The following is a 24,555-nucleotide window of genomic DNA, read 5'->3' as shown; positions in this document are numbered from 1 at the left end:
TTGGAGGGTAAAAAGTTGAAATTCAGCTTATCCTTAGAAATTTCTGAACGAGCAATTATTAATGTTACACACCTAATAATTGCTATTAGTAGCTTGCTAGCATTGTAATTATAAAGGGCTAAAGAAATTTAGCCCTTTATGTTTTCCTTACCTTTATATGATCTTTTCTCTAGAACTGGTGTTTTTTTAGGTTTAACAACTGAGTTATACACCCGTTTGCGTCGTTTAACGTTTGTGTTTTTTCTTTTAGGTCGGGTACTTTTTTATCTAGCCACGTTGCAGCAATATCTGCCATTATGAGTAAACCCTTGCCATTGTTTCGCATGAGTTTAAGCTCTAGGCGTGGGTCTTTACCTTGGCTTAACCAATTTTGAAACAGCGGTATGTAGTCTTGTGCTTCTTTAATACTAAGCCCAGGATAACGCCCTAGCGTAATGTTTACCTGTTTACCACCTACACGACAACGATACGGCCATGTGATTACGTCTTTAGCTGACACCCTTACACTTAAACTATCTCTATGCGATAATACACACGGTGTTTGATTTTTGCCTAGCAGCTTTCTTATTTTCGTTTAACTGATTGCCATTTAATTTTTTATACACAGTTAGCAAAAAATTTATACGCGAATTTATACACACCATGCAAATATTAAAGTGCTTTCTAAAATAGACAATAAATAACAAAAGCAAATAAAACCCACGAATATATAGGGCTTAAAGAAAGAATGAGCGAACCAACATACTACGAAAACCAAGCTACAATCTACTGGCACGACTATGAAACCTGGGGGGCAAGCCCGCAAAAGGATAAGCCGAGTCAGTTTGCCGGTGTGCGCACCGATCTTGATTTAAATATTATTGGCGAGCCGCTTATTGAGTACTGTAAACCACAGGCTGATTACCTCCCCCATCCTGAAGCGTGTTTAATTACCGGTATTACCCCACAAGTGGCGATGCAAAAAGGCTTAGTTGAGGCTGAATTTATTGCTAAAATTCATGCAGAATTTAGCGTACCCAATACCTGTGTGGCTGGTTATAACAGTATACGCTTTGATGATGAAGTAAGCCGATATAGCTTTTATCGTAACTTTTACGACCCGTACGAACGTGAATATAAAAACAATAACAGTCGTTGGGATATTATAGATTTAGTGCGTGCCTGCTATGCGCTGCGCCCTGAGGGCATTGAGTGGCCGCTAAAAGAAGATGGTAGCCCTAGTTTTAAGCTTGAGCATTTAACCGTCGCTAATGGTATTGAACATGCCGCTGCGCACGACGCATTAAGTGATGTAACGGCCACCATTGCACTGGCAAAGTTAATTAAAGAGAAGCAACCTAAACTGTACCAATTCTTTTTTAGTCTTCGCGGTAAAAAAGCACTCGCTGAAATGGTTGATGTGTTTAATATGACCCCATTAGTGCACACCTCGTCTCGTATTCCAGCAACACAAGGTTGTACCACTTGGGTAGCACCTATGAGTTTTCACCCGGTAAATAAAAACGCGGTTATTTGTTTTGATTTAACCCAAAACCCACAGGTATTACTTGATTTAAATGTAGAAGAATTACGCAAGCGTTTATACACCAAACGTATAGATTTAGCAGAGGGTGATTTACCGGTAGGTTTAAAATTAGTGCATTTAAACAAGTGCCCTATTTTAGCACCTGCTAAAACGCTACTGCCTGAAAACGCTGCTCGCTTGGGTATTGACCGAGAGCAATGCTTGACTAATTTAGCCATTTTAAAAGCCAATACCGAGCTACGTGATAAAGTCACTGAGGTATTTAATGAGCAAGGCGATTATAGCGCGACCACGAACGTGGATTACTTATTATATGATGGCTTTACTAGCCATGCTGATAAAGCTAAATTTGCGATTATTCGTGATGCAAAGCCTGAAGACTTAGCAAGCTTAAAGCTTGAATTTGAAGATCCTAAATTTAATACTTTGCTGTTTAGATACCGCGCCCGTAACTGGCCACAAACGCTAAACCAGCAAGAGCTTGATCAATGGCGTCAATATTGCCAAAGCAAGTTAATGCATGGCGAAGATCAGCCATCAATCAGCGCACAAGATTTTATGATCACCCTTGAAAACTTAGCGCATGAACATGATGACAGCGAAAAAAATCTAACAATTTTAAAAGCCTTATATAACTACGCGCAAAGCATGTAATTTACTGTAGTTTATATAACGCATAAAAAACGCGACCCTTTAGCAAAAAAGTGTCGCGTTTTTTGTTTTAAGTAACTGTAACACTACAAACAAAGTAAAATTTATCTCACAAAGAGAAGTACTAGAGAGTGAATGAGAAAACATAAAACCAACATTCATTTTTATGTTTATCACTTCCTCTAAAAGCGCAGCGTCTCTTACCCTCTTTGTGAACAATTTACTTTTACCAATTACATTACTTTTTATGCATTGCTTCGATACGTGCTAATAAGCTTGAAGTATCGTATCGTCCGCCGCCCAGAGCTTGTACATCAGCGTAATATTGATCAACCGTGGCGGTCATTGGCAGTGTTGCACCGTTATTTTTAGCTTCATCAAGGGCAATGCCTAAATCTTTGCGCATCCAATCTACAGCAAAACCAAATTCGTACTCACCTGCCCACATTGTTTTGTAACGGTTTTCCATTTGCCACGAACCAGCAGCGCCTTTAGAAATGGTTTCTATTACTTTTTCGCCATCAAGCCCCGCTTGTTTGGCAAAATGTAAGCCCTCAGCTAAGCCTTGCACTACACCTGCAATACAAATTTGGTTAACCATTTTACATAATTGCCCTGAGCCCGCTTCGCCTAAAAGCTGACTAAAACGGCTAAATGCCGCCATGATAGGTTGTGCTTTAGCAAATACTGCTTCGTTGCCACCGGCCATTACGGTTAACACCCCATTTTCAGCGCCAGCTTGACCGCCCGATACCGGCGCATCAATAAAGTCGATATGCTGTAAAGCCGCTTTTGCCGCAACTTCACGCGCTACCTCAGCAGAAGTAGTTGTGTGATCGATTAAAATCGTGTTTTTATCCATACCAGCTAAAACGCCATCATCGCCGTATACCACTGACCGTAAGTCGTCGTCATTGCCAACACACATAAATACTATATCGGCACCACTTGCAGCTTCACGCGGGGTAGGTGCAAAACTGCCGTTAAAATCTTCAACCCATTTTTGTGCTTTAGCTGCTGTGCGGTTATAAACACATACGCTGTGCCCCGCTTTTGCTAGATGCCCTGCCATTGGGTAACCCATTACGCCTAAACCTATAAATGCAATTTTAACTGACATAAAAATGACCTATTTAACTGATAACTTAGAAACATAAGCTCGATTATGTCAATCGGCCGCTAAAAAAGCGAATGAAAGTCTTTTAAAATTTCCCGCATCAGGAAATTAGGTAGGTAACCTATGGATAGCATTTATCAATTTAACGCACAACTTTGTAATAACAGTGATTTTCCTTTGAGCCAGTTAAAAGGAAAAACGGTTCTTATTGTAAATACAGCAAGCAAATGTCATTTTTCGGCGCAATTATGTGCGCTTGAAAAGCTATACCAACAATACAAAAGCGATGGGTTTACTATTTTAGCCTTTCCATGCAATCAGTTTGATAAAAACGAACCATTAGAGGGCATGGCAATAAAAGACTACTATCAAAAACACTTTGCAATTAATTTTGAAGTCTTTGATAAGGTTATGGTGAATGGCCCAGATACACACCCCTTGTTTAGTTATTTAAAATCACATACGCGTGGAATTGCACAAAACCGTGCCATAAAGTGGAACTTCACTAAGTTTTTAATTAATGCTCAAGGACAACTAATTGCGCGCTATGCGCCGCGCACTAAACCAGAGTCATTACACAGCGTAATAACAAGCAGTTTAGGGTCAACGCCGATTATAAAAACAGCAAACACTCGTTTTGGTTAGGCATCTATAATAAAAATGGTTTATGGTAGGTGTAACTAGGCTTGGTTTTCACTTAGCCCACTAAGTTAGTAGGATAGTAATAAATGAAAATTGCTTTTTTTAGTGCTCAAAAATACGAGCGGCCTTTTTTTGAACAAAGCTTAACTGGCTTTTCTAACATCGCTATTACCTATTTTGAGCAAAGTTTATCGGCGCACACTGCGGTTTTAGCTAAAGAATTTGATGCGGTATGCGTATTTGTAAACGATTCGGTAGATAAAGCGGTTATTGAGCAACTGGCTATATTTGGGGTTAACACCATTTTACTGCGCTGTGCGGGTTTTAATAATGTAGATTTAGCCGCTGCTAAACAGCATGGTATGCGTGTTCTGCGCGTTCCGGCTTACAGCCCTGAGGCAGTCGCAGAGCATTGTATTGCACTTATGCTTACGCTTAGCCGTAAAACCCATAAAGCTTATAACCGCGTACGTGAAGACAATTTTGACTTAAACGGCTTACTTGGCTTTAACTTACATAATAAAACGGTGGGTATTATTGGCTGCGGTAAAATTGGCCAAGCATTGTGTAATATATTAACCGGTTTCGGCGCTCACATTTTAGTGTGCGATCCTAATGCACAAGCTGGTAATTACACAATTACTGATTTAAACACATTGCTTACACAAAGCGATATCATTTCTTTGCATTGCCCGTTAAACGAGCACACCCATCATTTAATTGACGATGACGCATTTGCAGCGATGAAAACAGGAGTTATGCTAATAAACACCTCGCGCGGTGCATTGGTTAATAGTAAAGCGTGTATTAAGGCACTTAAATCACAAAAACTAGGTTATTTAGGGCTTGATGTGTACGAGCAAGAATCAGAGCTGTTTTTTAAAAACCACAGCGACGATATAAACCAAGACGATATTTTCTCTCGCTTGGTAAGCTTTAAAAATGTATTGATCACCGGCCATCAAGGCTTTTTTACTCAAGAAGCGCTTACAGAAATTGCCAATATCACCTTACAAAATGCATTTGAGGTTACTCAAGGAAATAGCTTAACAAACGAAGTGCTATAGCGCGGCTAAACAAAAAGCAAAAAAGCGAACAAAATATAGTGTTCGCTTTTTTTGTTATCAATAACACATGAGTTGTTGTTGTATTCTAGCCAAACGCAACGTTTGCAAATACTAAGGTCATTAGCACTGGGCAGACAAAACGAATGTACTGAGCAAACCAATAATGTGCACCAGAACTTGCTTGATGAAGCTTATTACCACGCTGCCATAACCAGCCCACTGTAATAAAATAAAACAGTCCCATCAACGGGAGTTGGTATTGAGTAAATACCATAATAACCAAACCAAATAGCCAATCAAAATTAACAATAATAGTACTGGCACAAACAAATACAATGGCGCTAACGGCCCATGTAGCTTTGGTTCTATCTACGCTGTGGTTTTCTACTAAAAAAGCCACCGGAATTTCAGTCGATGAAATGGTTGATGTAACTGAAGCAATCGACATCAATACAAAAAATAGTAAGCCAACCAATAAACCAATTTCACCCATGGTGCCAAATAACTCAGGTAATATGGCAAAAATAAGCTGCCCTTCACCAATTAGCTTGCCGTTGCTAAATACTTCAACGCCATTGAACTGCGCCACATATATAGCCGGTATAATTAATAGTCCAGCTAAAAATGCCACGCTGGTGTCGAGTAACGCAACACTTGCAGTCAATTTTGGTAAGTTAGCACCAGGCTTTAAATAAGAGCCATAAATCATCATACAGCCCACACCCAGTGATAATGAGAAAAACGCTTGCCCCATTGCGGCAATAATTAAATCGGGGTCGAGTATTTTACTAAAGTCAGGCACTAAATAGGCCGCAAACCCTTCGCTGGCACCCTCTAAGGTAGCAATGTAAGCAATTAGGCCAACGAGTAAAACAAGTAATAATGGCATTAAACGGCGCGACCAGGTTTCAATTCCTGATTTAACACCTTTTAAAATAATGCTGGCGGTTAAAATAAGCATCAGCGGCGTAAATATAAAATTACGTAGCATAGAGTCGCTATGTAAAAACTCACTTAAGCTCTGTAAGCCTAGAAAGGTGGTTATAGGCTCTATGGCGTAAGAAAGCATCCAACCTGCCACTATTGAATAAAAGCTTAACATGACAATTGCGCCAGCTAAGCCTATATAACCTGCAGCAGCGCCAACTTTAGGCGCATGGTCTTGCCATGCTTGGCCTAAGGCTTTAACCGGATTAGCTTGGGCTTTGTAGCCTAAATACAGCTCGGTGTATAACGCGGGAAGCGCTAGCAAAAAAATAACAATAAAGTACACCAATAAAAATGCGCCGCCACCATGGTTAGCAGCCTGTGTAGGAAAACCCCATATATTGCCTAAACCTACCGCAGCACCGGCTGCTGCCAATACAAAACCAAGTCGACTTTGAAAACCATCACGCACTTGTGTCATACACCTACAAATCTGTTATTATTTTATCGAATGTGAATTAAACCATATTTAAGGGCGACTGAGTAATAAAAATGTACTTAGCGCGCATAACAGCAAACAACCGCTCACAAACTATCCAGCTTATAACGATAACTATGTAATCGGTATTCACTTTTAACGAGCAATAATGAGTTCAGCTTACTTCGACAATCAGTTATTACACACCCCGCTTGCTGAGAATAATAACCACACCATTTTATTATTTGATGCCAGCCAATTGCAGGTTGATGAGCTAACACTTACACAGTTTTTAAGCCCGTTTGAATTAAGTGTCATCGCGCGTCGTAAAACGCCTCAAGCAAAGCAAGAATATGTAGCAACGCGGCTGTTACTAAAATATTTAGTCAAAAGTGTATTACCTAGCAGCAGTAATATAACGCTTGATAAAATCAGCTCTGAATTTAATCAACAAACCAGTAAGCTTGAGCTAAATATAAATAACAACCAGGTGTATAGTTGCTGTGTGTCACACTCTCATGGTTTGGTAGGCGTGGCGCTAAATATTGATCATTCGCTATTTGGTTTTGATATAGAAAAAATCAGTTTAAAACGGCCATTTGAAAAACTCGCAAAGCACTTTTATGATGCTGCAGAAGTGGCTCTTATAACTAAGCAACCATGCACAGCTTCTAAAGCGGCGACATTTTTTAGACTTTGGACTTTAAAAGAGGCGTTAGCAAAAGCAACCAGCCGCCCTATTGCCCAGCTATTAAGCCCCAATGTATTTTGTGAGCTTGGCAACTCGCAATTAAGTGCAACTAGTACCGCATTAACAAATGATGTAAACGAGCAGTTTGATATTAGCGTTGTGGCAAAAAAAAGCACCGACTGGCAGTGCTCATTTATCTCATTTGCAGCGTTAAGCAGCAAGCTCGCCTTCAAGTAGTCGGCTATGAATAGCTTGAACCACAGCATCAGACTCACTTTGCTCGACTAAAAAACACAGGTTGTGTTTACTCGCACCATGGCAAATAAGACGAATGTTAAATTCGCTCAACACCTGCATTAAATTCATTTCGTGCTGACGCAATACAATTTCAGACCCAATAAGTGCTACTAGGGTTAAATTGTTCTCAACCGATACATGGCAAAACTCAGCGAGTTTATCTAAGCATTCTTGATCTAGCTCTGGGCGTGATGCATTAGGCGCATTATCAAGGGTAATAGCTACACTAATTTCAGAGGTAGTAACCAAATCTACCGAAATATTACATTCACTTAAAATAGTAAAGATACGCGCTAAAAAACCACTCGCTAATAGCATTTCGGGGCTTTTTAAGGTCAGTAGTATTTGGTTTTTACGTTGCGTGACCGCACGAATACCAGGTAGCTGCGATTTTTCTCGCTCAATCCAAGTGCCCCCACGCTCTGGCTCTGTGCTTGAGCCAACAAACACATTTATATGGCTGCGACTGGCTGGCAAAATTGTAGCTGGATGCAACACTTTAGCGCCAAAAGTGGCCATTTCTGCCGCTTCATCAAAGCTTAAACGCGCAATAGGTGTGGCTTTTACACACAAACGCGGATCGGTGCTAAAAATACCCACTACGTCGGTCCAAATATGCACACTTTTAGCGTTAATTGCTTCAGCTAACAAGGCGGCACTGTAATCAGAGCCACCGCGACCCAGTGTGGTGGTTACATTGTTTTCATCGCTGCCAATAAAGCCCTGAGTAACAATTACATTGTTATCTAGTAAAGGAATTAAATGCTTTTTAGCTGCAAGCGCTGTGGCGGTTACATTAGGGCTGGCTTTACCAAATTGGCTATCGGTTTTAAGCACCTGGCGAACATCAAAACGCTGCGAATTTAAGCCCTTTAAGCGCAATACTTGAGTAAATAAATACGACGATAAACGCTCGCCAAAGCTGAGTAACTCATCGTGTTGCTGCTCTGTTGTCAGTATTTGATGTGCCAGTGTTTGGAAGTCATCGAGGGTGTTATTAAAACCAAGCGCTAAATCATCATCTAGGGTCAGATCAGTTAAAATTGCCTGCTGAATAGCAAGTACACCGTCAACATGCTGCTGACGTTCAGCGGCATCAATATCGGCTTTGCAAAGTGCCACCAAGTGATTAGTTACACCGGCGCTGGCGCTCACTGCAACAATTCGAACGCTGCTATCGTTTACAATGATTTCGCTACAACGGCTCATCGCCTCAAAGTTAGCAACGCTGGTGCCACCAAATTTGGCAACAATGTAATCTGATTTTGTGCACTGTGAACTTTGTGGCACTGATTGGGTAGTCATTTCGTCTCCTTTCGCGGCATCCAAACCGCAATAAAACAAGAAGAACTTGGCAGGAAATAAAGATAAGAAAAATCTACTGCCAGAAGCTCTCCACCTAAATTGGTGACAGTTTTGAGGATTCAGCCCCATAAACCGAAAAACAATGGTAACGACCCATTATTTTCCTCGGCGAGTACTTCCCTCCTTAATGGTCGCAGGCTGTCGTTGCCTCACATTAAGTACCTAAGTATCGCACCTCTTCTGAATGTATTATTAACCTGTGGCTAATAAAACAAAACCGCACTAAGAGTGCGGCTTTGAAAGTTATCGTTTAGACGTCTAGCTGTCAAGTCGTTTTATTATAAAATCAAATAAAACTACCCATAAAGTAAGAGCCAGCATAACCTAAGGTGTAACACACTAACAAATACAACGACAAACGAAGGTAACTTGCAAAAGTAAGTTCTTTAACCTTACTCATAGCAATAATACCAGCCGCCGAACCAATGATCAGCATTGAACCACCCACACCGGTTGCATACGTAAACGACAACCAATGTTGTTGACTCATTACAATGTCGGCTTTTAGTAACGCAGCCGTTAGTGGCACGTTATCAACACCGGCCGATAAAATACCCATTAAGTAGTTTGCGTACTCTGGCGCCATCACTGTATACAGGTTTGTAAATTGGCTTAGCACGCCGACTTCTTTTAATGCGCCAACAAGTAATAACACACCTACGAAAAACAGTAAGGTGTCGTACTCTATGTCACGTATAAAGTCGATCATATCTTTATTGATGTCTTTTTTGCGCATTAAAAATTGCGCGACTAAAAACATAATAGACAGGCCGAGTAAAAAGGTAAGTAACGGCGGCACACTATATAAAACACTTAAAGTAAGGGTAGAAATAACGGTAGTGAAGAAAATAACAGCGATAGTAATGTCAGTTTTTTCAATTCGTTTAAATTTAGTCTTTTTAAACTCTAACTGCTTGTTCATACCAATTGATAATAGAGTAGCCAGTAATAATACGCTTAATAATGCAGGCACAATTAACAATAATAAGTGACTAATAGTCACTTTACCATCAAGGAAAATCATAAGTGTGGTTACATCACCTGTGATAAGTGATACACCCCCTGAGTTTACAGCAAATACAATAAGCGTGGCGTACTTAACTAACTTTTTGGCTTCAAGCTTTAATGACATTATAACAGCCAAGGAGATCAGTGTAGCTGTTACGTTGTCGGAAATAGATGAAAATACAAATGCAAAACACCCTACCAAAAACATTAGCTTTCGTTCACTAATGCTGGATGGCATTATCCGGTTCACAACATTTTCGATAAGTCCTTTGGAGTTTAAATAGGCAACAAAGGTCATTGCGGCCATTAAAAACAGCCATAAGGAAGCAATTTCTAAAATATTGTGGTCAAGGAGGGTTTGAATCGTTTCAGGGCTTTGCCCATTAAGAGGAAAAATAAAGGAGATAATCCAACAAAGTGTACCAAAAAATAATGTCGTTTTGGCTTTGTTTACGTGAATCACATCCTCAATAACGATAAGCAAGAATGCAATCGCTATCAGCGTCAGGATAATCGAGGAAACCATGATATTAAACAACCTTCGGGTTTAAGTAAAAATTGAAACCATGTAAAAAATAGAGGTACACACTCTATGTGCCTATATTCGGCGCGGATACTATCACTAAGCGAGTGTAAAAACTATTATTAAATCGTCGCAAAAACGAATACCATATAAGTTCAAGAAATATAAAATAACGAATACTAGGATGTTGTAACGCCTTATGATCCCAGCTAAAAAGCTACTTAATACCCTCACTGAGCATTGGGGTGTATTAGAGCTATTATTTAAACGCTTTAAAATGGCCGACTTTAGTATTAAAGATTTACAAAATGCCATAAAACAAAAGCAACCGACATGGAATAATGAGCGTATTTACAAAGAAACCAATCGGTTATTAAATCAAGAAATCATTATTCCCTTGGCTAAATCGTCACAACTAGAAATTAACCGTGCCATTGCGGACTTTGCTACCTTTTTACTTCAAGAAGAACATTTAGGCTTAGCACAAGAAATAAGCGTATTGGTTGATGATTTAGCTCGCTTAGGTAATCGGCTGTCTAATGCCGGTGAAATGGAAGATTTTGATGATTTACGCCGCTTTAGCCGCATTATGGATGATCGGGTTCGTAAAATAATTAAGCTGTTTTTACACAACGAAAACGCCATTTTAAATATTGTTGAGCAAGCCAAATCAAATAACGCGGTGCAATCGCTGCAAAAGCGCTACAAAGCCGTCATAGAAGCGTTTGATGAATATATAGAACCCATGCTGGAAATGGTCGATATTAGAGGCGACTTTCATGCCTGTTTTACTCTAATTGAGCAACAAATTAGCACCCAAATAGAACATATTGAACGCTCAGGTAAAGCGTACAGTGATAAACGTATGCTTGAGCAATTACGTACCCGTATTCTCGAAATGCATCTAGTTGGTCGGACAAGCTTACGTAAAAGTGCCGATATGCTAATGCCACTGCGTGAAGAGTTGCGCCGTAATAACCTTATTACCCGCCAAGCGGCAAAAGTTTTAGGGCTAATTCGTAAAAACGGGGTGGATAATATGCTCAGCGCCGTGCAACCCCATTTTGTAAGCGATGCGCAAAAGTATTCACTGGGTCAACAGCGTCATATTGTTGCCTATATGGCAAGCCTAGCTGAGTTTGAACACCACGAATATCAGCTACCAGAACAAAATGATGTGCCCGCGTTTGTCACGCCAAACATTCCTGACTACCACGATGTAAAAGCGCAATTTACCAAACGCTTTAAAAAGCAGCGTAAAAAACCACAGCCTTTGCTGCAATTTTTAGACGAAAGCTACCCTGAACTTGAAGCCGATGAAATGTTGTTTTTGTATCAAAAGTTGGTAAGCGATAACACCCTAGAAATTAGCCAAAGCGATAAAAAAGCTCGCGTTAACATTGCAGGCCAGCACTTTAATTTATATCCCTTTAATTCAGAGCCTCAGGCTGATAAAGCCGAGCACGAGTAATCACCATGACCCATATAAACTTAGATGAGCTTTCTCACTTACAAGCCATTAATAAAAAATTAGTCGCCGGTTACCACATTTGCGAACAAGACACCGTAATGTGGCAAGAGCTTGACCAACAAATAGACGCTTATACTGCCTTATTTACAGCACTAGGCCACGAGTTAAAACACGATAGCCGTGGTTTTTATTATTTTGCCAGCGATGAAAGCACCCCAAACATGGGTAAGATTTCCCGCGCTGTAGCGCTCACTATTTACATTTTAATAGAGCATTTTGCCAATACAGGTAAAGACCCAATGCGCGCATTATTTGACGAGCCAAACGATTTAGAGCTAATGCAAACCTTGGTACAGCTTAATAAACATTTGTTCGATCAGCTTGAGATATTTTCGGGTTCTGACTTACGCAAAGATGTGTATTTACGCATGGTACGTTTAGGCCTTGCCCGCGAGGTAGAAGGTGGCTTTATGTTGCAAGCCCCTATTCACCGCTATATTGATGCCTTAATGGAAGTAAACGAAGAGACCTTTATTAGTGAGGACGAGCAATGAAAAATTTATACGGACTGAGTAAACTCGCCCTACTAAATACCGCAGGCTATGCCAAATGTGTGATCCCACTGGATAAAAGTAGCTCGATTTGTGCCCCTAACAACACAGGTAAAAGCTCAGTAATTAATGCACTGCAGTTTCCGCTAATTAACGATTTACGCCTAACCGAGTGGGATGGCCACGATTTAGATGAAACCCGTAAGTTTTATTTTTCATCAGATCAATCGTACATTTTATTGCAAGCCGATTTACCTCATGGCTCAGTCGTCATTGGCGTTGCTGGCTTAGGTAAAATTGCCGGTTATGCGCACCAATACTTTTGCTATCAAGGTAAGCTTGATTTAGCCCAGTACACCCAAGGCAATACCATTATTAAGTTTACCAAGCTGTTTAACCACTTAAAGCAGCAAGGTTACAACCCAATAGAGCTTAAGGCACAAGAATTAAACGCCCTTCTGACAGGCGGAGCAACGCAATTTGACGGTGAGATCAATTTAAAAATGATCCCCCTTAACAACGTTCAAGACTCTGCAATATACAAAGAAATATTTCGTCGTATTCTTAATTTACATAAATTAGGCGCAAACGACGTTAAGCGTTTTATGTTGCGTGTGTTTGAACGACATATGTCAAATTCTAAGGTCGACTTTTACGAGGTTTGGCGCCGTTCGTTTGATAAAGTAAACCGCGCAAAACGTGAATTAAAAGCCCTTGAGTCAATGCAAGAGCCCATAGCCGCCCTTGAATCTATGCTTGAAAACCAAACCGTTCTTAAAGGTAAACTGGCCGCTTATGCACCAAAAATTGACCAAGCACTGATTGATTTTGATGCTTACCAAGAAGAGCAACTAAGCGAGCTCAACATCGCTCTTGAAGATATTGAGCACGAAAAACACGAGTTTGAACAAAAGCAAGGGCTATACGTGCAACAATCGCGCGATATAGAGCGCAAGCAAACTCAAATTGAACAATGGTTTTTAGATTTCAACGCCCTTAAAAGTGAATTTGAGCTGGTTAATAAAGCCACTATCAAAAGCAACCTAACGCAGTTAAAAAATGACTACGAGTCGTTGTCACACTCTATTACGAGTGCTCAAGGGCAAAGTCTGCACACCCTTGATTACCGTATTGGTGAAACACAAAAACAAATTAAGAGCTTAAAGTTACAACTTAAAAACTTAGAATTTAATTTATTCACCCGTATGCGTGAAGACTTATCACTGAAAGAAGTAGAAGAAATATCGCGGCTATTGAACCCCGATCTTCTCTCCTTTGCCACCACCAGTAATGGCGATATAACCATTGATGACGAAGACGCCTTTGGTGAATTTTTAGCACAGCTGAGCGAGAATGTTAAAGGCGGTGTACTCACCCTACCCGGTGCCAGTATTAAACTTAAAAAGCTCTCACCAGTACAAATGCAAAGCGGCGAAAATAAAGAGCAACTGAGCGCTCAGTTAACCGCGCTTGAGCAATCATTAAAAGAGTTTAAACAACAGCGCGAAGTGGCCGCCAATGTTGCTGATAAACAAAAAGAAAAAGACGCGCTATACGAGGAGCTTATGAGTGCAGAAAGTGCACTTAAACGCTTAGAGCAATTTGAAGTGATGCAACAGTCAGTTGACGCCCAAGCAATGCTAAAAGAACAGCTTTTAGCCGAGCGCGAACAAGTTGACGGTTACCTACAAGATATTCAAAAAAACAGTGGCTCAATTGCTGATAGACGCTCGTTAATCAAATCAAAACAAGCGCAAATTAATCGTCAAACAGAGCGCTTACGCCAAGTTAAAACTGAGCGTATTGACCACACTTTAGATTTATACAGTGGTAAAGTAACGCCTTACATGATTGATATAAAAATCGATTTTGATAATTTAAGCGATTTAATTCATCACTTTAATAAGGACTGCCAAGAGCTACGTAATTTCGATATAAATGTACGTAATACCTATATGCATATTTATAATGCCGGTATTACTAAGTTTGATAACGAAAACGATGAGTTTAGTAAATATCAAAAGCTTATTAGCGCGTTTCATAACATTGATAACGAGCGCGATGCAGTTGAGCGCCAAGGTCGCGTTGCCCTCACTGAAGTGGCCGCTACAATTAAAGGCCTGCGCGAAGATTTAGACCGCTTACGCCGTGAAATGAATAGCTTTAATAAAGGCATTAGCCAGCACCGCATCTCAAACCTGCAAGCGTTTAAAATTAATATTATCCCGCGCAAAATGTTGGTAGATAGTATTGATACTATTATCAGTACCTCTAACCAATTTGAACAAGGCGATACCCTAGATTTACTCAGCCAAGAACCTTATAGCGAGAGCGCGGTAAACGAGGCAAAAGATCATTTAATTAAACTCGCCTCAGACAAAGCAGGTCTGACCCTCACCGATTTGTTTGATATTCGTTTTGAAGTGGTTAACCGTGCAGGTGAAACCGAGCACTTTGAAAAGATAGACTCGGCTGGCTCAAATGGTACACGTATCACCATTAAGCTATTATGTGGCATGTTGTTTATTCGTTATTTATTAAGCGATCAGGAACAAAACTTATACCGTATACCTATTTATATAGATGAAGCGGCTGATATCGACCCGCAAAATCAAAAGGCAATTATAGAAACTGCCCTGAGCTTTGGCTTTGTGCCAATATTTGCCTCGGTTAAACCGCAAATAAGTTGTGATTATATTGTGCCAATTCGTTCAGTAAAAGACGGCGCACAAAACTGGGTAGATGAAAAAGATTGGATTGAGGTTGAACATAAAGCCTCTCTACTGGACTAAGAATTAATTGGCTATTCATCTTAGCCAGTTACACTTATTTTATAGATTTTAAATTACCCTCGCCCATGGTAGTTTAAACAAACGCACTTTATTGGAGCAAACGGAATGAAACACATATTTATTGTCGCAGCACTGGCATTACTAACCGCCTGTACACAAACGCCCGATTGGGATTACGATAAATCAGCAAACTTTAGTAACTACAAAACGTTTGCTTGGGTAGAAAACGCGAGTCTAACCAAAGACACGAATAACTACCAAATCAGTGGGCTTATGGAAAAACGCGTTCGCAATGCGGTAAACAACCAACTAAGCCAACAATTAGGTATGCAATTGGTTGATGTAGCGCAAGCTGATGTACTTGTTAATTACCATGCAAGTGTAGATAAAGAGCTTGAAGTTGACAGCTTTAACGTAGGCTACGGTGCGCGTTGGGGTTACTGGGGCACAGGCTTTAACCACGATGTAAGCGCACGCGAATATGAAGTAGGCACATTAGTTATCGATATTATTGATCGTGAGTCAAACCAATTAATTTGGCGTGGTGCTAAAGATGGTCGTTTAAAGAAAAAACAAACCCCATCACAACGTGAAGCCGCTATTAAGGAAACGGTTGCCAATATTTTAAGTAACTTTCCGCCTAAAGCGCAGCAATAAACTTTAATTGATATTTAAAAGCCCGCATGTTTGCGGGCTTTTTTATGGCTTAAAGACTGTTTACCTATAAAGTAATAAGTTACACATTAACAAGGTGATAGCTCAATGCTATAGTAATCATGTTACAAGGATAAAGCTTAATCAATAAGACGTTTAGTAAACGTTGTGTTTAAAGTTGTGAGATAAATTAAAGGATTAAAATGAAAGAAACGTGCCCAAATTGTAAAAGTAATTTTGCAGCTAAAGATATAAAAAATATTAACAAAAATAGTATTTTTATTGAAAAACAATGCCCTTCTTGTCAAACATGGTTTTGTTCGAATAAAACACTCACGATTATAAAAATTATTGGTATTTTTTTATTGTTAATAACCAGCCTATTAAATATCTTCAATATTAAAAGCCAATACAGTCTAATGTTTTCAAGCATTGGCTTGGTAGGAATACTGGTAGCAATCATTATTACTTTTTTTGGCCAAAATGAAGCAATCAAAAAATAAGAAACCAAAAGTAAAATATGTAGATATCAGTAATACGAGAATGCTATTGAATCAAATCGCATTCTCTTTAGTCTTTTGGGCTTTGGGGTTATTACTTATAATAATCGCAGGAAAATCTATATACGACGGTTATGTTCATACACCAACAGATTATCGAGTGGAGTCTGAGGTTTATTTTTTCTCGACCTCTCCATTTGCTTATCTTTTTAACCTTCTTTTTTACTTAGGAACTGGGATCTACTTTTTAGCTGTGCCCTACCTTTCTAGAGATAAGTTTCCTCGAAAAAAGAAAAAGCCTAATAAATCTAAAAAAAAAGCATAAACGAGGTAACAGCTAATTTTAGCTTTATTAGTTACCAGTCTTTTTTATTCAAATACTCCCCAATGAAGTTGTTATTTATACTTGTGTAATAAATCAAGTGGGATATGGCAATAATCATCAGGGTGATTGGTTAAACGGTCTTGATGCTCAGGATCGCTAGGGACATAATTAGTCAATGGCGCTACTTGTACCGCTATTTTTTCAGCATCATCACGCTGGCTAATATAGTCTTTGGCGATGTTTAAATGATTGCTGTCTTGGCTAAAAATGGCGGTGCGGTATTTTTCGCCTACATCGTCACCTTGTTTATTGATACTGTATGGGTCAATAATCTCAAAAAAATAGCCAATTAATTCATTTAAGGTTACTTCTTGGGCATCAAAGGTTACTTTCACGCATTCGGCATAGCCATCGTATTCACCTTGTGTTGTGTTACTCGTGCCGTTGGCACGCCCCGCCTCAGTAGTCACTACTCCAGGTAAATACCTCATAAACTCTTGCACGCCCCATAAGCAACCACCAGCAAAATAAAGTGTGTGCTGATTTAATGAATGACTCGATTGTTGTGTTTGCATAATAAAGTGACCAATGTAAATAATTTATAGGTTGCAGAGTTACTATTTTGTAACGCTAGGTTTGATTATCAAATGCAGTTTTTTATCATTAATGTACAATAGCGCCCAAAATCACCCTAGCTTAGTGAGCTTACCTTATCATGTGATAAAAATGATAAGGTATTTAATTTTTAGCGTCATTGCATAAAATGAGAATAATGATATGAATCGTGCCCCGCACCTTATAATACCGGCCGTACTAGCCAGTATTTCAACTGTTGCTTATGCAGAGCAGAGTAAAGAAACAGCAACCATAGAACAAATAACAATTGAAGCGTCACCCACTGCCAATACCTTACCAGTAGGCACTTTTGATTCACCTATTTCAAATTTAGAATACGACCCGCGTGTTGACTTGCAATCACGCAATATGGCTGAAGCACAAGCTGATGTAACGATACGCGGTGGTATTTTTGAAAATACCGGCTTTAGAGTCGGTAGTGCAACCCTACTTGACCCGCAGTCTGGTCACTACTTTGCAGAAATTCCTATTGCACCACAAATGCTAACGGGTGCCAGCGTATTAACCGGAGCCGATAACGCACTTTATGGCATGAATAGCTCTGTGGGTACTGTGTCGTTTGCTTGGAAACCAATAACAACCGGTGGCAGTGTCTCTTTGGGCGCAGGCTCAAATGACTTTAACTTACAAACAATTCATGCAGGTTTGAGTTCTCCACTTGAAGCAAACGCTAATTGGCATATTGGTTTTGAAGGTGAATATTCGCACTCACAAAGTGATGGTTCAATTGATTTTGGCGACCATGATTTTACCCGTACTTCTGGCAGAGTGCAGTTAACTGGGAGCGATTCACAAACTGATTTATTTTACGGCTTACAAGAAAAGTTTTTTGGTTGGCCAAACCTTTATACCCCATTTGGTGTCAATGAAACCGAAGACTTAGAAACTCAATTATGGATGCTCAACCATAAACAAGCCTATGCTACCAACAGTGAATTTGAAGTATCCGCTTATTACCGCGAGCATAACGATCATTATGTTTATTCAAGAGAAAACCCAAGCGCGTTCCAAGCATTTCATGAAACACAAATAAAATCATTGGCTATTTCAGGTCGTCATGCGCAAACAAAGTCAGTTGCGGTTAATTACTCGGCGCAATATATAGAAGATAGTATTGACTCCACCACCCTTGAAAATAACTTTACTTCACGTAACTACTTTAAGATTAGTTTATTACCAGAATACAAAACATCCCTTGCAAGTGATCAGCAACTAACTGTACGTTTAGGGGCTACATTTGATAACACCAGTCGTGATGACTCTGAGCTATCGCTAATTGGTGATGTTAGTTTCAATACCCAAAATAACGATGGCACTGAGCGAACATTGTATTTATCGTATGCCGAGGCAAGCCAAGTAGCAGGCTACACCGCCATTGGTGGCAGTGAATCAGGTGGTTTGTTTAGAAGTAACGCTAACCTTGAGCGTGAAACCACCAAAAGCTTAGAGCTGGGCTTATTGCTTGAGCAACAAAGCTGGCAACTCAATTCAGCGCTTTTTTATCGTAAAGATAACAACCTAACCGATTGGACATTTAACTTTGATTCAAGCTCAGCACGATTTGCACAGCCGGTTGATATTGATACCACAGGCCTTGAATTTTTAGCTACTAAACAATTTGATAACGCAGAAATTATTGCCAGCTATGCGTACTTACATAAAACAGAAACCTACGGCGCTGAAAATATTGATGCTAGCTTTTATGCCTTAAATTTTCCTGATCACCGGTTAACTCTAGGTGCGATTTGGAACCCGACTAATGTATTAGAATTTCGAGTAGATAATGAATGGCGTAAACAGCATAGAAATGCGCTACGCCGTTCAGGTGACGAGGCGTTATTTACTCAGCTGACGTTAAAAATAACTCCACCAGCTGTGCCTAACTTCTTTATTAGTCTTGCGGCTGATAACTTATGGGATGAGTCGTTTGAAGAAATTCCAGGTACGCCAGGTCGTGGCGAGCAATATACACTAAGTGCCACGTATAGCTGGTAACTTTATCGCTCAGCGAGGGCTTACTCCACGCTGAGCTTGTTTTTTTAATTAAAATAAGAAACAGACTAGTAGAAAGCTGAATCAGAAACCTCATTTAGCAGCCCTCCCTAAGTATTCTAAAAGCGCAGAATCCCCTCCTCTGTGTACATGCATAATTGAAATAGTATGAGCAAAGAGAAGTGAATGAGAAGTAAATGAGAAATCACTAGTAACTAAGCCAAATAACTTTATGTCTAAGTCACTCACTCTTAAAGCGCAGCGCCTCTTCGCCCTCTTTGTGCATTTATAATTAAAAAATTATGAACTGAGAGAATTAAATGAGAAATAAATGAGGTAACACTAGCGACAATGTAAAGTAGATACGTAATTTTCTTCTCTGAGTATGGGTTTTAGAAACACAAAGTAAGTGTCTACACTTTTCAAACGTATTAATTGTAAATATATGTGTATTTAATACAATAAATTAGGTTAATTGCTCTAATTCGGTAATTAACGTTAATGCTTGCTCATTGGTTGTCCCGCATACATCTAACGTGGCACTAAAGTCACTGCACACTTTTGGGCGCGACTCATCACCAAATAGCTTGCATAAATTACGTTCATCCAGCTGAATACAACGTTCTCCGGCCTTTTTACCGTTTGGCATACCTGGTATTGGCGAGCTAATACTTGGCGCAATACAACATGCTCCACAGCCTAAACGGCACGCCATTGATTGTGTTTTCATTCTAACCTCAGTAATAAATTTCAATTGTTTTGTTGCTGCTTTGTACATAAATAGCGTGTTTCGTTCTATTTGTAACCGCTTTGTGCAATGACTTGTTACATCTTCAAACACACTGTAAACACTTTATTGCGTATCATTAGCCCATCAGCACAATTTATGAAGGAATGCCCTGTGGCGACTAAAAAACAAATAATACTTCCGATCGCGGTCCTTGTTGGTGGCATTGGCCTCGCAGCAGGCTTTTCTGCAATGAAAAAGCCACCAGAAGAAAAGCCCCCCCAAGACATGCGCCCTTTGGTTGCAGCACAACCAGTCCACCTTGATGCAATTACCCTCGATGTAAAATCGTACGGTATTGTGCAACCAAAAGACCGCACTGAGCTGATTGCTCAGGTTAGTGGCCAAGTTATTTCAGTTGCAGAACAATTTGTTGAAGGTGCCTTTGTAAAGCAAGGTGACATTTTAGCACGAATTGATCCAAATGATTATGAAGCTGATTTAATTGAAGTAGAGGCAGGCCTTGCCCAAGCAAGCTCAGCACTCGAAATTGAACGCGCACAAGCGCATGTTGCTAAAGCCGAATGGGAACGCATTAAAGCAGACTCAAGCGATGTTACTGCATCAGCACTGTATTTACGTAAACCGCAATTAGCAGAAAAAATGGCGCGATATCGCTCGGCACAAGCAAGTGTAAAACGTGCTAAACGTAATTTAGAACGCACATATATTAAAGCTCCCTACGATGCGATTATAAACGAGCGCAGCATTAGTTTAGGCTCTGTAGTTAATCCTGGTAATAGCTTTGGCTCTCTTAGTTCAACTGAGGTCGCCGAGGTGCGTTTACCTGTTGCCGATAAAGAGCTGCAATACCTTAATAATAGTGGCATAGGTGCAACAGTTGAATTTAATGCACAATACGCAGGTAAAGAAACTACATGGCAGGCTAAAGTGGTACGAAGTGAAGGTGTGATTGATCAAAAAAGCCGAATGAGTTATTTGGTTGCCCAACTTCAAACCCCATATGAAGGGGTTCAGCCACTTCGTTTTGGCTCATATATAAACGCTACAATTGAAGGCCGCGCCGTTAATGGCGCTATTGTTGTTCCTCATCATCTGGTTAAAAATAATAAAATTGCAGTGTTAAACGATGATTTAACTTTGTCATTTAAAACACTCAATATTATTCGCGAACAAGATGGCATGGTCATCGCAAATCAAGGCTTAGCAGAGGGAGAACAACTGATAACTTCTGCTCTTGAATACCCTAGCGAAGGAATGGCAGTAAAAATTGAAGACACTGTGACCAAACCAGACGTTACTCAACTTGCATTAAAAGGAGAGTAAACGATGACCACAACTGATGAAAAAGGGTTAATTGCGTGGTTTGCGCGTAACCCCGTTGCAGCTAACCTAATCATGATTTTTATCTTGATTGGTGGGTTGTTAACCGCGCTAACCATTCGTAAGCAAGCATTCCCTCAGTTTGAAAGTAACTGGGTAAGTATTCAAGCTGTTTACCCTGGTGCCGCACCACAAGAAGTGGAAGAAGGCATTACTATAAAAATTGAAGAAAACCTTGAAGGAACTGAAGGTATAAAGCGTCTAATCACTTATTCTAATCGAGGCTATGCACAAGCCTGGGTTGAGATTGAAGAAAAATATGACGCCAAAGAAGCGCTTGATGAAATAAAAGCGCAAGTAGATTCAATTAATACGTTTCCTGCGGGTATGGAACGCCCTGTTGTTCAGCGTGAAAAATTTCAACAAGAAGTAATGATACTCGCGCTTTATGGTGATATGAGTTATTACCAGTTAAAAGAACTTGGCAATGATATTAAAGATGAATTGCAAAACCTTCCTCATGTAAACCTAGTTGATTTTTACAGTGGCTTAGACTACGAAATTGGTATTGAAATTAGCCCTGATAAACTTCGCGAATATGGACTCACATTTAGAGATGTATCTAATGCGGTACAAAGCTTTTCTACTAATATGTCGGCGGGGCAAATTCGCTCTGATACTGGCTACATTTCGATGCGTGTCGAAAAGCAAGCCTATCGTGGCGGTGAATTTGAAAAATTACCGCTAATTACATTACCAGACGGTGCTCAAATTAAATTAGGCGATGTAGCCACTATAAATGATGGCTTTGAAGAAGGCTTACTATATTCTAAATACAACGGCAAAAATTCACTGTCGTTTGAAATTGATGCCTCAAAAGATCAAGACATTACCGTTGTTGCTAAAGTCCTTAAAAAGTACCTAGCAAACAAAGCAAATCAACTTCCTGCAGGGGTTAAGTTATCACCCATCGTTGATTTAACATACTACCTTGAAGGTCGCCTCGACATGATGGTCGATAATATGGTGTGGGGCGGTATTTTAGTTATGCTGGTATTAGCGCTGTTTTTACCACTTAGATTAGCGTTTTGGGTAATGATGGGCCTACCAGTGTCTTTCTTAGGGGCATTCTTATTTATGCCTATCGGCTTTTTAGACATTACTATTAATATGGTGTCTTTGTTTGCCTTTATTATTGTTTTAGGGATTGTGGTTGATGATGCCATTGTTGTAGGTGAGTCGGCCAGTGCTGAAATTGAAAAACATGGGCACTCACTTAACAACGTTATTCGTGGTGTAAAACGTGTAGCCATGCCAGCAACCTTTGGTGTACTAACCACTATTGCTGCATTTTTACCTCAAGCAATGGCTTCAGGGCCGAGCGCTGCGTTTTCGAAAGCAATTGGTGTAGTGATTATTTTATGCTTAATTTTTTCACTGATTGAATCAAAACTAATTTTACCTGCACACATCGCAGCAATGAACCCGCGTAAGCCTAATCCTAAAAACCCATTACATAAATTACGTAATGCAGTTGATAGTGGCTTAAAGCATTTTGTTGAACATTATTACACTCCATTTATCGGTCGTTGTATCCATTATCGCTATACCGTGATTATTGGCTTTTTATGTATTTTAATTGTCAGTGCAGGACTCTTTGCCGGTGGAATGGTTAAATTTGTACCAAACCCTAAAATTCCGCATGATTTCCCGCGTATATCGCTAGAAATGAACCTTGCCTCTTCTGAGCAAGCCACGCTTGAAACAGCGCGTAAAATAGAAAATGTATTACTGAGCGTCGATAAAGAACTAGAGCAGCAGTATGGCCAATCTATGATCCGTGATTTGTCTGTTAGTCTGCGTGGTCGTACTAATGCGAGTATTATGGCCATTTTAGTAGAGCCTCACTTACGCCCAATCGATACCTTTGAGCTAAGCACTATGTGGCGTGAAAAAATGCCACCGCTACCGGGGCTTAAAACACTCACCATTCAAGATAGTATTTTTGGTGGTGGTCGTGATGATGGCGACGTTAGCTTTAGACTCGAAGGAAAAAATGCCGACGAGTTAAAAGAAGTATCTAGCAAACTAAAAGCTAAGTTACAAAGTATGGAAGGTGTGGGTGATGTAAATGACTCACTGCAAAGTGCCACCGACGAAGTGCAACTTGATTTAAAACCACTTGCTTACAGTATGGGCTTAACCCTTGCTGATGTGGCCTCTCAAGTAAGCTTTAGCTATTACGGCCTTGAAGCACAGCGTATTCTGCGTGAAGGTGAAGAAATCAAAGTAATGATTCGTTACCCGCAAAGCGAGCGTAACTCAATAAGCAACATTCAAGATACGCGTATTATCACTCCTGCGGGCGCTGAAGTTTCTTTGAGTGAAATAGCTATAGTCAAGCTAGTTGACGGCGTAAGCAGTATCAGACGTGAAAACTCAAACCGTACTGTTAATGTGTGGGCTGCGGTCAATAGTGACGAAGTAGAGCCATTTGCCATTGCACAAGAAATTCGTGATGTTTACTTACCAGCACTGCTTAAAAACTACCCTGGAGTAAAAAGTAATGTTGCAGGGCGTATTCAAGAAGAGATGGAAAGTGCTAATGAACAACTACGTGATTTTGCAATCTCATTAATGATTATTTTTGCGCTACTGGCCATTCCACTTCGCTCATATTCTCAGCCACTGATTATTATGTCGGTGATCCCATTTGGTGTTGTGGGTGCTATGTTCGGTCATATGGCTTTAGGTATGACAATGAGCGGATTATCAATGTTCGGCATTATCGCTGTAGCCGGTATAGTGGTTAATGATTCACTTGTTATGGTGGATTTTGTAAACAAAGCCCGTGCAGAAGGTGTGGCAATAAAAGAAGCGGTAATGCAAGCCGGAGCGCGTCGCTTTAGAGCGATATTACTAACCTCTGTTACTACTTTTATTGGCGTAATGCCGATTATTATGGAAACCAGTTTACAAGCAAAAATTGTAATACCTATGGCAGTATCACTCGCCTTTGGTGTGCTGTTTGCCACAGTAATTACGCTTATTCTTATACCGTGTCAGTACGTTGCGCTTGAAGATACAAAACGCATAATTCGAAAGTGGCGCGGTAAAGACCCTATTGTCGATGGCCAACCAGCAACGACCAATAGTTAATTCAGTAAAATCCCAACCAAAAAAGCTCGGCATAATTATGCCGAGCTTTTTATTTATAAATTAAACTGCTCGTTTTTTATGCCTTTTACGTTATGGTATTAAATAATCATAAT

The 24,555-nt window shown here is 40.0% G+C and carries 20 protein-coding genes and 1 riboswitch; of the genes, 13 read left to right on the top strand and 7 right to left on the bottom strand.

Annotated features, from left to right (window positions below):
• Positions 1-169: 169 nt before the first annotated feature.
• Positions 170-559: an Arm DNA-binding domain-containing protein gene (locus tag ACZ5WS_RS10610; protein ID WP_464711502.1), complete on the bottom strand. Its 390-nt coding sequence runs from the start codon at positions 557-559 to the stop codon at positions 170-172.
• 168 nt (positions 560-727) lie between these two features.
• On the opposite strand from ACZ5WS_RS10610, the gene sbcB reads away from it, so the two are divergent.
• Entirely contained in the window at positions 728-2,179 is a 1,452-nt protein-coding gene (gene sbcB / locus ACZ5WS_RS10605) for an exodeoxyribonuclease I (RefSeq protein WP_464708488.1), read from the top strand.
• Positions 2,180-2,414: 235 nt separating this feature from the next.
• Here the strand turns inward: sbcB and ACZ5WS_RS10600 are convergent, their stop codons facing one another.
• Positions 2,415-3,296 carry an NAD(P)-dependent oxidoreductase gene (locus ACZ5WS_RS10600; RefSeq protein ID WP_214552005.1) on the bottom strand — a complete coding sequence of 294 codons (882 nt, stop codon included), beginning with the start codon at positions 3,294-3,296 and terminating at the stop codon, positions 2,415-2,417.
• Between the two features lie 120 nt (positions 3,297-3,416).
• Here ACZ5WS_RS10600 and ACZ5WS_RS10595 point away from each other — a divergent pair, with 120 nt between their 5' ends.
• The gene (locus ACZ5WS_RS10595; protein ID WP_138607522.1) at positions 3,417-3,938 is read left to right on the top strand and encodes a glutathione peroxidase; all 522 of its coding nucleotides are present in this window, start codon (positions 3,417-3,419) and stop codon (positions 3,936-3,938) included.
• An 83-nt stretch (positions 3,939-4,021) separates the two neighbouring features.
• Positions 4,022-5,002 (top strand): 2-hydroxyacid dehydrogenase, encoded by a 981-nt coding sequence (locus ACZ5WS_RS10590; protein ID WP_178956202.1) that lies wholly within the window; start codon positions 4,022-4,024, stop codon positions 5,000-5,002.
• 85 nt (positions 5,003-5,087) lie between these two features.
• Here ACZ5WS_RS10590 and ACZ5WS_RS10585 read toward each other — a convergent pair whose 3' ends face one another.
• Entirely contained in the window at positions 5,088-6,410 is a 1,323-nt protein-coding gene (locus tag ACZ5WS_RS10585) for a sodium-dependent transporter (protein WP_010388666.1), read from the bottom strand.
• 166 nt (positions 6,411-6,576) lie between these two features.
• Here ACZ5WS_RS10585 and ACZ5WS_RS10580 point away from each other — a divergent pair, with 166 nt between their 5' ends.
• Complete coding sequence (locus ACZ5WS_RS10580) at positions 6,577-7,335, top strand: 4'-phosphopantetheinyl transferase family protein (protein ID WP_464708480.1); 759 nt, start codon at positions 6,577-6,579, stop codon at positions 7,333-7,335.
• On the opposite strand, the gene lysC is transcribed toward ACZ5WS_RS10580, so the two are convergent.
• Positions 7,309-8,700 (bottom strand): lysine-sensitive aspartokinase 3, encoded by a 1,392-nt coding sequence (gene lysC / locus ACZ5WS_RS10575; RefSeq protein ID WP_464708477.1) that lies wholly within the window; start codon positions 8,698-8,700, stop codon positions 7,309-7,311. The genes ACZ5WS_RS10580 and lysC overlap by 27 nt on opposite strands.
• Positions 8,701-8,775: 75 nt before the next feature.
• Positions 8,776-8,948, bottom strand: a riboswitch (Lysine riboswitch).
• Positions 8,949-9,046: 98 nt separating this feature from the next.
• Entirely contained in the window at positions 9,047-10,294 is a 1,248-nt protein-coding gene (gene nhaD, locus ACZ5WS_RS10570; protein ID WP_464708474.1) for a sodium:proton antiporter NhaD, read from the bottom strand.
• Between the two features lie 196 nt (positions 10,295-10,490).
• Between nhaD and ACZ5WS_RS10565 the strand changes: the two genes are divergently transcribed.
• The 6 genes from ACZ5WS_RS10565 (at position 10,491) to ACZ5WS_RS10540 (ending at position 16,584) form a co-directional block, all read left to right on the top strand.
• The gene (locus ACZ5WS_RS10565; RefSeq protein ID WP_131691174.1) at positions 10,491-11,762 is read left to right on the top strand and encodes a hypothetical protein; all 1,272 of its coding nucleotides are present in this window, start codon (positions 10,491-10,493) and stop codon (positions 11,760-11,762) included.
• A gap of 5 nt (positions 11,763-11,767) precedes the next feature.
• The gene (locus tag ACZ5WS_RS10560; RefSeq protein WP_010388659.1) at positions 11,768-12,316 is read left to right on the top strand and encodes a condensin complex protein MksE; all 549 of its coding nucleotides are present in this window, start codon (positions 11,768-11,770) and stop codon (positions 12,314-12,316) included.
• Positions 12,313-15,105: an AAA family ATPase gene (locus tag ACZ5WS_RS10555; protein ID WP_464708467.1), complete on the top strand. Its 2,793-nt coding sequence runs from the start codon at positions 12,313-12,315 to the stop codon at positions 15,103-15,105. The genes ACZ5WS_RS10560 and ACZ5WS_RS10555 overlap by 4 nt, the downstream gene beginning before the upstream one ends.
• Positions 15,106-15,210: 105 nt before the next feature.
• The gene (locus tag ACZ5WS_RS10550; RefSeq protein ID WP_008109277.1) at positions 15,211-15,762 is read left to right on the top strand and encodes a DUF4136 domain-containing protein; all 552 of its coding nucleotides are present in this window, start codon (positions 15,211-15,213) and stop codon (positions 15,760-15,762) included.
• A 200-nt stretch (positions 15,763-15,962) separates the two neighbouring features.
• Entirely contained in the window at positions 15,963-16,262 is a 300-nt protein-coding gene (locus tag ACZ5WS_RS10545; protein WP_178956207.1) for a hypothetical protein, read from the top strand.
• Positions 16,243-16,584 (top strand): hypothetical protein, encoded by a 342-nt coding sequence (locus ACZ5WS_RS10540; RefSeq protein ID WP_464708461.1) that lies wholly within the window; start codon positions 16,243-16,245, stop codon positions 16,582-16,584. The genes ACZ5WS_RS10545 and ACZ5WS_RS10540 overlap by 20 nt, the downstream gene beginning before the upstream one ends.
• 71 nt (positions 16,585-16,655) lie before the next feature.
• Here ACZ5WS_RS10540 and ACZ5WS_RS10535 read toward each other — a convergent pair whose 3' ends face one another.
• Entirely contained in the window at positions 16,656-17,159 is a 504-nt protein-coding gene (locus tag ACZ5WS_RS10535; RefSeq protein ID WP_464708458.1) for a peptide-methionine (S)-S-oxide reductase, read from the bottom strand.
• Between the two features lie 202 nt (positions 17,160-17,361).
• Here ACZ5WS_RS10535 and ACZ5WS_RS10530 point away from each other — a divergent pair, with 202 nt between their 5' ends.
• Positions 17,362-19,215, top strand: a complete 1,854-nt coding sequence (locus ACZ5WS_RS10530; RefSeq protein ID WP_464708456.1) for a TonB-dependent receptor plug domain-containing protein — start codon at positions 17,362-17,364, stop codon at positions 19,213-19,215.
• 463 nt (positions 19,216-19,678) lie between these two features.
• Here ACZ5WS_RS10530 and ACZ5WS_RS10525 read toward each other — a convergent pair whose 3' ends face one another.
• The gene (locus ACZ5WS_RS10525) at positions 19,679-19,942 is read right to left on the bottom strand and encodes a YkgJ family cysteine cluster protein (RefSeq protein ID WP_041708812.1); all 264 of its coding nucleotides are present in this window, start codon (positions 19,940-19,942) and stop codon (positions 19,679-19,681) included.
• 171 nt (positions 19,943-20,113) lie between these two features.
• Here ACZ5WS_RS10525 and ACZ5WS_RS10520 point away from each other — a divergent pair, with 171 nt between their 5' ends.
• Both ACZ5WS_RS10520 and ACZ5WS_RS10515 read left to right on the top strand, forming a co-directional pair.
• Positions 20,114-21,286, top strand: coding sequence for an efflux RND transporter periplasmic adaptor subunit (locus tag ACZ5WS_RS10520; RefSeq protein WP_464708451.1), 1,173 nt, complete (start codon positions 20,114-20,116; stop codon positions 21,284-21,286).
• 3 nt (positions 21,287-21,289) lie between these two features.
• The gene (locus ACZ5WS_RS10515; RefSeq protein ID WP_138607542.1) at positions 21,290-24,442 is read left to right on the top strand and encodes an efflux RND transporter permease subunit; all 3,153 of its coding nucleotides are present in this window, start codon (positions 21,290-21,292) and stop codon (positions 24,440-24,442) included.
• Positions 24,443-24,555 lie beyond the last annotated feature (113 nt).

The sequence above is a fragment of the Pseudoalteromonas sp. 11L1 genome (assembly GCF_055397545.1).
This window is presented reverse-complemented; position numbering and strand designations above follow the sequence as displayed.